10 protein-coding genes are annotated in these 9,068 nt (G+C 44.0%); 3 read left to right on the top strand and 7 right to left on the bottom strand.

All coding sequences use genetic code 11. The annotated features are described in order from the left end of the window. Positions 1-175: 175 nt before the first annotated feature. The 4 genes from DWX28_RS18630 to DWX28_RS18620 are packed head-to-tail and all read right to left on the bottom strand — an operon-like array spanning position 176 to position 3,007. A complete protein-coding gene (locus tag DWX28_RS18630) occupies positions 176-976 on the bottom strand; it encodes a dihydropteroate synthase (RefSeq protein ID WP_022213334.1) in 801 nt (266 codons plus the stop codon). Positions 977-1,001: 25 nt separating this feature from the next. Then, positions 1,002-1,637: a cobalamin B12-binding domain-containing protein gene (locus DWX28_RS18625; protein WP_022213333.1), complete on the bottom strand. Its 636-nt coding sequence runs from the start codon at positions 1,635-1,637 to the stop codon at positions 1,002-1,004. A 42-nt stretch (positions 1,638-1,679) separates the two neighbouring features. Beyond that, positions 1,680-1,826: a hypothetical protein gene (locus DWX28_RS19470; RefSeq protein WP_158565346.1), complete on the bottom strand. Its 147-nt coding sequence runs from the start codon at positions 1,824-1,826 to the stop codon at positions 1,680-1,682. A gap of 11 nt (positions 1,827-1,837) precedes the next feature. Then, positions 1,838-3,007 (bottom strand): uroporphyrinogen decarboxylase family protein, encoded by a 1,170-nt coding sequence (locus tag DWX28_RS18620; RefSeq protein WP_022213331.1) that lies wholly within the window; start codon positions 3,005-3,007, stop codon positions 1,838-1,840. A 157-nt stretch (positions 3,008-3,164) separates the two neighbouring features. On the opposite strand from DWX28_RS18620, the gene DWX28_RS18615 reads away from it, so the two are divergent. After that, entirely contained in the window at positions 3,165-3,809 is a 645-nt protein-coding gene (locus tag DWX28_RS18615; protein WP_158565345.1) for a TetR/AcrR family transcriptional regulator, read from the top strand. A 68-nt stretch (positions 3,810-3,877) separates the two neighbouring features. Here the strand turns inward: DWX28_RS18615 and DWX28_RS18610 are convergent, their stop codons facing one another. Then, positions 3,878-5,242 carry an anti-sigma factor C-terminal domain-containing protein gene (locus DWX28_RS18610; RefSeq protein WP_118254620.1) on the bottom strand — a complete coding sequence of 455 codons (1,365 nt, stop codon included), beginning with the start codon at positions 5,240-5,242 and terminating at the stop codon, positions 3,878-3,880. Continuing rightward, positions 5,239-5,739, bottom strand: a complete 501-nt coding sequence (locus DWX28_RS18605) for an RNA polymerase sigma factor (RefSeq protein ID WP_022213328.1) — start codon at positions 5,737-5,739, stop codon at positions 5,239-5,241. Before DWX28_RS18605 ends, DWX28_RS18610 begins: the two co-directional genes overlap by 4 nt. 218 nt (positions 5,740-5,957) lie before the next feature. On the opposite strand from DWX28_RS18605, the gene citC reads away from it, so the two are divergent. Both citC and citX read left to right on the top strand, forming a co-directional pair. Then, entirely contained in the window at positions 5,958-7,004 is a 1,047-nt protein-coding gene (gene citC / locus DWX28_RS18600) for a [citrate (pro-3S)-lyase] ligase (protein WP_118254617.1), read from the top strand. Positions 7,005-7,087: 83 nt separating this feature from the next. Then, positions 7,088-7,609 carry a citrate lyase holo-[acyl-carrier protein] synthase gene (gene citX / locus DWX28_RS18595; protein ID WP_118254613.1) on the top strand — a complete coding sequence of 174 codons (522 nt, stop codon included), beginning with the start codon at positions 7,088-7,090 and terminating at the stop codon, positions 7,607-7,609. A 556-nt stretch (positions 7,610-8,165) separates the two neighbouring features. Here the strand turns inward: citX and DWX28_RS18585 are convergent. Further along, a complete protein-coding gene (locus DWX28_RS18585) occupies positions 8,166-8,759 on the bottom strand; it encodes a 50S ribosomal protein L25 (protein WP_118254608.1) in 594 nt (197 codons plus the stop codon). Positions 8,760-9,068 lie beyond the last annotated feature (309 nt).

Raw genomic sequence — 9,068 nt, 5'->3', positions numbered from 1 at the left:
GGCGATTACCGTGACCGGACTTACACCGGCTAGTGTGGTTCAGCTTCGCTGGACACACTGCATCTAACAAGAGGCCGGCACTTCTGCCAGCCTCTTGAATGGACGTACCTGCGGAAACTTTTACAGAAACATGATCTGGTAAAAATACAATTTCCGGCATATGTCCTCCTTTGTCTTATTTAAAGATTCCCTTTCTGAATGCCCTGTTATATTTGCGTCCGCCCTTATCCCTCTGGGATAAAGCTTCCGCTGCATAGAGCGTTCCCATCATAAAGGAACTACATGGGTCCATGATTGCGGAATCCAGTCCAGCTTCCACCGCAACAGTCATACATCCTGCATTGACATATTTTCTTGCAGGCATGTTAAAGCTGACATTAGACAATGCTCCTGTCACTTTTACCTCCGGTGCGATCTCATGGATCTTTTTGATACAAAATGCAAAATCATCCATAGAAGTCGGTGCGGTTGCAAGTGCCATTACGCAGGGATCAATATGTAAATTCGACAGCTTTACACCAAAATGATCTGCTTTGTCGATGATGCTTTTTGCGATCTCTAACTTCTTATCCGGCTGCATGGGAATGCCCTGCTTGTCACAGGTCAGCCCGATCACATTCCAGTCAGTTCCTGCGATCAGCGGAAACAATGTCTCACATTTGGTTCCTTCTTCATTGACAGAATTGACCATACCCGGACGTTTCAGACGCCCCTCTTCAATGATACGTTTCAGCAGAAGCGGATTCGGACTGTCAATGCTGATAGGAAGATCTGTGACATCCTGGATCAGGTCGATCAGCCATACCATCGTATCATATTCTATTTCCGGTGCAGTGCTTGGCGCACAGTCAATATAATCTGCTCCTGCCGCTGCCTGTGCAGCTACACGCTCCCGGATCAGTTCTTCATTGTGATCTTCAATGGCCTGTTTGATCGAAGGAATCGCACCATTGATCTTTTCACCTATAATAATCATACTGCTGTCTCACCTCTGTTATTTCTTATGCTGCACTTGCCCAGTTTGCACATACCTGAACAGTCTTCTGCGGACTGTATGCCCATTCGTCTGCTCCCAGTGCCTTGCAGGCCTCTTCACTTACCGGGTTTCCTCCAATAATGATCTTCACATCATCACGCATACCTGCGTCTGCAAATGCGTTGATGGTATTTTTCATAGAATCCAGTGCCAGTGTCAGCACACCTGACAATGCGATGATCTTGATATTTTCCTGTTTTGCAACTTCTACTACCTTTTCAGGCGGAACATCGATTCCCAGGTCGATAACTTCAAATCCACCAGCTTCCAGCATGGCCTTTACAATATTTTTACCAATGTCATGAAGGTCATCTTTAACGGTGCAGAGGATCATTCGTCCCAGTTTTTTGTGATCTGCACCAGCCAGTGCCGGTTTAATGATATCCATGGCTTCTACCATGATCTCACCTGCGTAGATCAGGTCACCTACGAAGTACTCACCTTTTTCAAACAGGTCGCCTACTGTAGCCATTCCTTTCTGGCATGCTTCCAGTGCTTCTTTGACACCTTCTCCATTGTTATCCATAACTTCTTTCATCATATCAAGGACGGTATCCTCATCAAGATCGGCCATGGCCTGTTCTAATTCTTTATAATCCATACTGATTCTCCTCTTCATCTACAGATCTGACAATTCTGCTTTTTATAAATACAAAAGTTCCCAGGTATAAGTTCCCATCAGCCAGAAGCGGAGTTCTTTTGGAAGCTTCCACTCTTCATCAGCAAGAAGTTCATTTACGATATCCTGTAAATATTCCTGATTGGTCTGTTCTTTTTTCTCTTCACTCATGACGAACCTCCTTATTTCTGTGTCCTGCTCAGTGAATACTCATGAGCAAAATTATAGGCATCGATCAGATTCTGATTTACATCGCCCGGTGCGATCCATGCTTTGTCTGTACAGAACAGGAAACCGTCACCTGGCTGACATGCATCAATAATCTTCTTTACATCGTCTTTGATCTTTTCTGGACTGTCAGTTCTGACGGAAGCCATCTTCAGACCTCCCTCAATGATCTGGTAATCACCAAGCACTTCTTTTGCCTTGATGATATCATCATCGTCAATATGAAGGATACAGCTGTCCTTCGGCACTTCCTTGAAGCATTCCCATACATTCTCCCAGCGGCCTTCCAGCATGATCCATACTTTGGTTCCGGCAGCTGCTGCACGCTCGATCCAGAATTTCTCATATGGCCAGTAGATCTCGTAGAACTGCTTCGGACTTAAATAAGGTGCAATATGTGTCATGTGGCATGCATACGGGAACGGTGCCGGTGTGCCCTGAAGTTTCGGCAGGTTATAAGTCTCCCACAGTCTGTCACAGGCAGCCTTTACTTTGTCAGGCTGACGGCGAAGATCTGTCAATGTCCCCTTGAATCCACGTAAATAATCAAATAAAGTATCTACTGGATTTGAAAATACATCCGCGAAATTACAAATTCCAGTAATACCATATTTTTCTGCCAGGACTTTATCTGTCATCCCAAACAGAACGCCCATGGCATAAGCTTTGTCCGCAGCAATAGCTTTGATCGTCTTTTTCGCATACTCGCGATCTTCAAACAGTTTCGGATATTTTCTTGGAAGAAGTACATTTGCAACAAATCCAAATGGATCTTCGATCAGCTGATCGTACTCTCCGCGCTCCATCTGTGGCATCTGTACATGTTCCGGAGTAACTCCATCCGGTCCGAATTTGTTCTGTACCGGTTCGATGATATCGGAGATAGCTGGTGTAAACAGAGTTCCTGAAAATGTATTCGCATCTCCCCACATAACTTCAAATACATCTGTCATGGCCTTAACATATGCATTTGCATCACCGATCACATCGGTCACTTTCTGTCCTGTCCAGGCAACTTCCGCGCAGCTGGAAGCCAGCATTGTCGGAACATAATCAGCCCCCTGCCGATTCAGTGCCTTCATCAGATTGTTTTTTTTCTGTTCAAGTAAATTTTTCTCTGGCATTTCGCACCTCCGTAATAGAAACACCTTTCTCTTTGCTACATCTATATTTTATGTAACTTGTATATTTTTTTCAAGGATGTTAAGATAATTTCATCATTTTTGAACAATAGCGGAAACTGTTTAAATTTTATTTATCGTCAAATTGGAGGGATTTGAATTGGCAGACAAAAAATACGAAACGGGAATTGAAACCCGAAAACTGATCCTTGCCGAATGCAGAAAATTATTTCTGGATAAGGGTTTTCATGAAACCAGCTATAATGATATCTGCAAAGCGGCCCATGTGAACCGTGGATCGATCTACTATCACTTCAAGCAGAAAGATATGATCCGATATGAAATATTGTGGGAAATCTACACGGACAATAAAAGATTCGCAGAACAGTATACTTCTGTTTCATCGCATCAGTATGTCTTTGCCCTGTATCTGATGTGGCGGCAGATCCTGACGAATCCGAAGCTTGGACGCTTTCTGACTGACTATTACACGGACTATCCCGTCTATGTGCCACAGAAAGATCTTCCTGTTTTTATTACAACGCTTTACCGAAACAGCTTTGATGAGATTCTTCCCATTTCGGATGTGGATGATTTTACCATGGCATCTATGTATGGTTACATTGGTGTGATCTCTCAAATGGTTAAAGCCGCGCCTGAACGTTTTTCACTCAATACCCTGTTCTGGCAGGTTTTGCAGTGCTGCTTCCATATCCTGTGCATTCCTGAAGAAAAAACCAGGGAGCTTTGTGCGGATCTGGAACAATGTATCACAAAATTCTGTAATGAAAAAGCCTCTGCATAAAAATCGAGCAATGTGTATTTCTGCACATTGCTCAATCTGTAAAAACCTGTTTATCCCTAACTTCTTTTTCAATTCTGTGGTACTGTCTGGATGTACGATACCATAGCCTCCTGGTACAATTCAAGAAGTGCCTTTTTCTTTGCGCTGACTGCAAAGCCATGGATCTTCAGACCGTTTTTCTTTACATAGTTGATCATATCCTGATATCTGTTCGGAGAGTCTGTCGTCTGACCCATCATCGAAAGGATCTCGTCATGATCTCGGATGTAAGAAAGCATACTGATAAAATGAGTCTGCATGGTTTCTTCGTCATTTGCCTCTGCCACATGGCTAAGGTCTGAATTATCCAGAAGAGACAGGTACGGATATTTCTCTCTGTCCCAGCTGATGCTCATTCCGGATGGCAGTGGACAGAAACCAATGTCTGGCTCTACGAGGTAGCCATCTTCGTCTTCTGTATGGACCGCACACCAGAGGGCTCCCCATTCCAGTTCTTTCTGATCTGAAAGCTTCTGAAACCACTCGATAAAATCCTTGTAATCCATGATATCATTAATGGAAACGTAAGCGAGATACCAGTCGTTGTCATTATATCCTGCGATTTCTTCTTTGGAGTACTGAATACTTTCCTGTTTCCGGGCCTCTGTGTCCATTTTTGTTTCTTTGCCATTTTCGTCAACTTCCCACGCCGCCCATGCATCCTCGTCTCCCGGAAGGTAGAACTGCATGATCGGACGACTCAGGATATTGTTGTCATAGAGAGTAAGTTTTCCCCGCACCAGACGTCCGCTGACAGAAGTAGATCTTCCGGTCCAGTTGGTGGTCTGTGGAATAACGATGTCGTATTCGCCGTAACCTCTCGGTACGGCATTGACCTGATCCCGGTGATTGCCTGGCAGAAACAGTTCGGAATAAACAGATAGATCCAGCTCCATTCGGGTCGTGATCATTTCCTCATATTTTCCGGCAACTTCGTTTGGATCGTAATAAAATTTTGACACCGCCTTTGGTAAAATAAACACCGCACACAAAACAACTGCGAGGACTGCTGCTCCTACTGCCAGTCCCATTTTGATAAAGGCTCTGCGGATAGAACGCTGGATTTCTTTTATGAATTGTCTGTTGAACTCATCCTCCTGTTGATCTCGGGAGTCTCCGGCAGACTTACTTTTTTCTATTATCTGATTCTTTGATTGTTTTTCTACGTTGTCCTCTGCCTTATTGTCTTGTCGTTCTGTCAGCTGATTTTCGTCATTCGAATCATCGAAACGTTCCTGCCCGCTCTCCAGATCAGAGAAATCTGGTATCGTTCCTTCTTCATAGAGAAATTCACTGATTGCATCCTGTTTTTCGATTTCCGCTTCTACCTGTTTCTTTGCGCTGTCTTCCAGCTTGCCTTGCTTATATAGTTTCAACAACTCACGATATGTCATTTTTCACCCTCCTCTTCCAGATATTTTTTCAGATCTTTTTTGGCCCTGTATGCCAACACGCGTACATTTTCCGGCGTGATATGTAAAACTGCCGCGATCTCTTTCTGCGACATTCCGCCAAAATACTGCATTTGGATAATTTCCCGTTTCTTTATCTCCAGTCTGCGGATTGCACGATAAAGGGCTCGCCGGTTTTCTTCTTCGAGGATTTTTTCAAGCAGATCCTCGTCTGTTTTTCTCTCCGGGTAATTCTCCTGTTTCTCCATAAGAATTTCCCTTGAATTCTTTTTCCATTGATTATAAAAAAGATTTCTCGCCACCATATAAAGCCATGCCCGCATGTTCGCGTGTCCGTCCGGCAGTGCCAGCAGCGCCTTGAGAAACGTCTCATGCAGCAGGTCTTCTGCCAGATGCCTGTCCCCGCAGAGGGAATACAGATACAGGTAAAGTTCTTTCTGATAAAGACTGTAAAGTTTTAATAAGATTTCATTATCCACATCTGCATTCCCCCTTCCCGGATTTTTTTCTCTTTCACCAATATAACATCTGAATGTGGAAAATGTTACAAAAAATCTGTGTATATCCTGTTACTGTTCACAGCAACTATATCCTCATTCCATTTACGAATCGCTTTTTTCTTTACATCTTTCGGCGGCTGTTATAAGATTAATATAGTATTTATGCCGCGGTGGAAGGCGGCGGAATGGAGAGTTTTATGTCCGATTATTTTATAACACAAATCACCGCATCAGATAAGCGCGGCAACCGTCTGGTAGACGAACTACTTACGTCGGAAGGAATCCGAAGGGATGGGAATCTTGATTATACCTGTGGGATGTATGATGATGAAATGAATCTGATCGCAACAGGAAGCTGTTTTGGAAATACGCTTCGGTGTATGGCGGTCAGCCATGAACACCAGGGCGAGGGACTGATGAATTCGATCGTCAGTCATCTGATCGAGCTGCAGTTTTCCAGAGGAAATACACATCTGTTTCTTTATACGAAATGCGATTCTGCCAGATTTTTCGGCGATCTTGGCTTTTATGAGATTGCACGGATCAATGGACAGATTGTCTTTATGGAAAATAAGCGTACCGGTTTTCCCGGTTATCTGAATACTCTGGCGAAGCAGAAAGAAGATGCACCACGGGTGGCTGCTCTTGTGATGAATGCTAATCCTTTTACTCTCGGTCATCAGTACCTGGTGGAAAAAGCTGCTGCCGAAAATGATATTCTTCATTTGTTTATTGTCAGCGAAGATGCAAGCCTAGTTCCTTTTGCGGTGCGTAAAAAACTGGTCATGGAAGGGACTGCCCATCTTACAAATATCCGTTATCATGACAGCGGTCCGTACATCATCAGCAATGCGACTTTTCCAAGTTATTTCCAGAAAGATGAAAAGGCTGTGATTGAAAGCCATGCCATGCTGGATCTGACTGTTTTCACTAAAATCGCAGCTGCGCTTGGAATCAATCGACGCTACGTTGGCGAGGAACCGACAAGCCTTGTCACTGGCATCTACAACCAGATCATGTCCGAGAAACTGCCGGAAAACGGAATTGAATGTATCATTGTTCCACGTAAGGAAAATGATGGAAAAGCTATCAGTGCGTCCACGGTACGTCAGGCTTTGAAGGAAGAAAACTGGGAACTTCTCAGGGAACTTGTCCCTGAGACAACCCTGGATTATTTCCAAAGCCCGGAAGCTCAGCCGGTACTTGAGAAAATTTGTACCGCTGAAAATGTGATTCACTATTGATTTAGGACAGATGGAAAAAATGCTTCATCCCATAAGAGTTTGGGCTGAAAATTAAATTTATTTAGTGAAAGGATTTTCAAGATATGCAAGGTCAGGAAGTTACAATTACCGATATGATGTTCTGCCGCGACAGGCGTGTGCAGATCCAGAATGAATTTATAGAAAAATATCAGAAGCCTGTAATTTCTTTTTGTATGAATATTCCAGGGCCGATCAAGACGACGCCTCTGATCCGAAAGGGATTTGAGGCGGGAAAAGATGCTTTATTGCATGCTCTTTCTGCGGCAGATATGAATGTACTTGAATCTCGTGTTTTTCATGATATTACAGGAGATGAGATGCTGCTCTGTGTTGATGCTCCTGCCGAAAAGATTAAGGATCTCACTCAGCAGATTGAGGAGAGGCATCCTTATGGGCGTTTGTTTGATATGGATGTGATCGGGACAGATGGGATGAAACTTTCCCGGTCTTCCTATCGGAAATGTCTGATCTGCGATTGTCAGGCGCAGGAGTGTGCGCGGGCGCGGAGGCATACGGTTGCGGAGATGCAGGATAGAATAGAGGAAATTCTGGGGAATTCCCAGAATCCCGTCAATTTATATTGACATTTTTTAGCAGGGCAAATGCCCTGGGGGGCTTTTGTTTATATTGGGATATAAGAAAACCGTCAAGGGACTTGGCCAGTCCCCTGACAACCCCTGGGCTGGGTGTTTGACGGAAATTTTGTCTTGTGTAGTGCCCTTCGAAAAATTCTCCTGGTGTTTCAGGTCGGAAGGCTTTCGTATGAATGGAGCTCAGACTTGCGCTGGTGCTCCTTGAGTCTTAGTTTTCTTAAGCTATAGATTTCGTGACATAAAAATAACAGGATATCTTCTCTTTCGCATGGAGAAGATATCCTGTTATTTTATCATACTACTAGACCGTCGACGCCACGCCTTCAGCGTGCTCGCGGGAGGTACAGCTATTACCAATTCAAGTTGCCGCGCCTTTCGCGCCAGCGAAACAGCCCTACACAGTTGACGTCAACACTGTTCTGTCTTGATGAGCCAAGCGTGACCAAAAAGGGGGGTGTCTGAGGGGGACATTCGACCTTCGCAACTATGAGATCGCCCCCCTCAGGGTTTTCAGTTGCCAAACTGGCGGGCGTTTGGACAGTCCCCATTACGCTTCTTCTGTTTCTTCCTCAGGTGTTACAGTCTCCGGAACAGCTCCGTTGTGGACAGCTACAACGGTCAATACAACAGCTTCCGGATCATCTTTGATATCGATGTCTTTATCTTTTGCAAGGCTCAGATCCTTGACACGGATGGTATCGCCAACTTTGAGTCCGGCTACATCTACTTCTACTTTGTCAACCAGTGCTGACGGATAAGCTCTGTAGTTCACCTCTTCCATGTTCTCCTGGAGAACACCCTCTGCTACTTTGTCGTGGTTTACGATCACAATCTCAGCAACAGAATGTACTTTTTCATTGCTTACCAGTGCCTGGAAATCAATCTCATCTACTCTGCCTGCCAGTGGGTTGAAGTCAACCTCTTTGATCAGTGCGTCGTATGTCTGACCTTCTACATCCAGCATAACCTGGCTTCCTTTGTGCTCAGTCTTTAACAGTTTGTCAACCTCGGTCTTCAGCATTTTTACTGGAATGGAACCTTCGATCTCACGACCAAATACATTACCTGTAACGTATCCTTCTCTTCTCAGTCTTTTTGCCTTAACGTCCATGCTTCTTTTTTCAGCTTTTAAAGTATTCATTTGTCTTTTCCTCCAAAAATCTGATGCTTAGCAGCCTTCAACTTTGTTTTGTGAAAGGAGGTTTTGTTAAGTTCTGTTTACTTTTTACGGTTAGAAGTATAGCACTGAGTGCCAAAACAGATTAACCAAATATTATTTTATTTAGTTCTTATTTTTGTTAATATTTTAAAGTTGTATACACGGGCATGAATTCTCTGACTTTTTTATTAGTGAACTACTCGGCAACAAGTTACCAGAGCATCTGAAATCGGGCGGGATACCGCCTTTTTTCAGGGTGCGTCCATAACACCAATACTGCTTGCCTTTCGG

Origin of the sequence: Blautia sp. AF19-10LB (assembly GCF_003461245.1) — a bacterium.
GTDB classification, from domain to species: domain Bacteria; phylum Bacillota; class Clostridia; order Lachnospirales; family Lachnospiraceae; genus Blautia_A; species Blautia_A intestinihominis.
The sequence above is the reverse complement of the archived record's forward strand: the minus strand, read 5'-3'. Positions and strand labels throughout refer to the sequence as shown.

What these genes read in the sequence shown, in the direction of transcription:
- DWX28_RS18630 (WP_022213334.1), bottom strand. Translation starts at nt 976, where the DNA reads ATGATTATTATAGGTGAAAAGATCAATGGTGCGATTCCTTCGATCAAA.
- DWX28_RS18625 (WP_022213333.1), bottom strand. Translation starts at nt 1,637, where the DNA reads ATGGATTATAAAGAATTAGAACAGGCCATGGCCGATCTTGATGAGGAT.
- DWX28_RS19470 (WP_158565346.1), bottom strand. Translation starts at nt 1,826, where the DNA reads ATGAGTGAAGAGAAAAAAGAACAGACCAATCAGGAATATTTACAGGAT.
- DWX28_RS18620 (WP_022213331.1), bottom strand. Translation starts at nt 3,007, where the DNA reads ATGCCAGAGAAAAATTTACTTGAACAGAAAAAAAACAATCTGATGAAG.
- DWX28_RS18610 (WP_118254620.1), bottom strand. Translation starts at nt 5,242, where the DNA reads ATGACATATCGTGAGTTGTTGAAACTATATAAGCAAGGCAAGCTGGAA.
- citC (WP_118254617.1), top strand. Translation starts at nt 5,958, where the DNA reads ATGTCCGATTATTTTATAACACAAATCACCGCATCAGATAAGCGCGGC.
- citX (WP_118254613.1), top strand. Translation starts at nt 7,088, where the DNA reads ATGCAAGGTCAGGAAGTTACAATTACCGATATGATGTTCTGCCGCGAC.
- DWX28_RS18585 (WP_118254608.1), bottom strand. Translation starts at nt 8,759, where the DNA reads ATGAATACTTTAAAAGCTGAAAAAAGAAGCATGGACGTTAAGGCAAAA.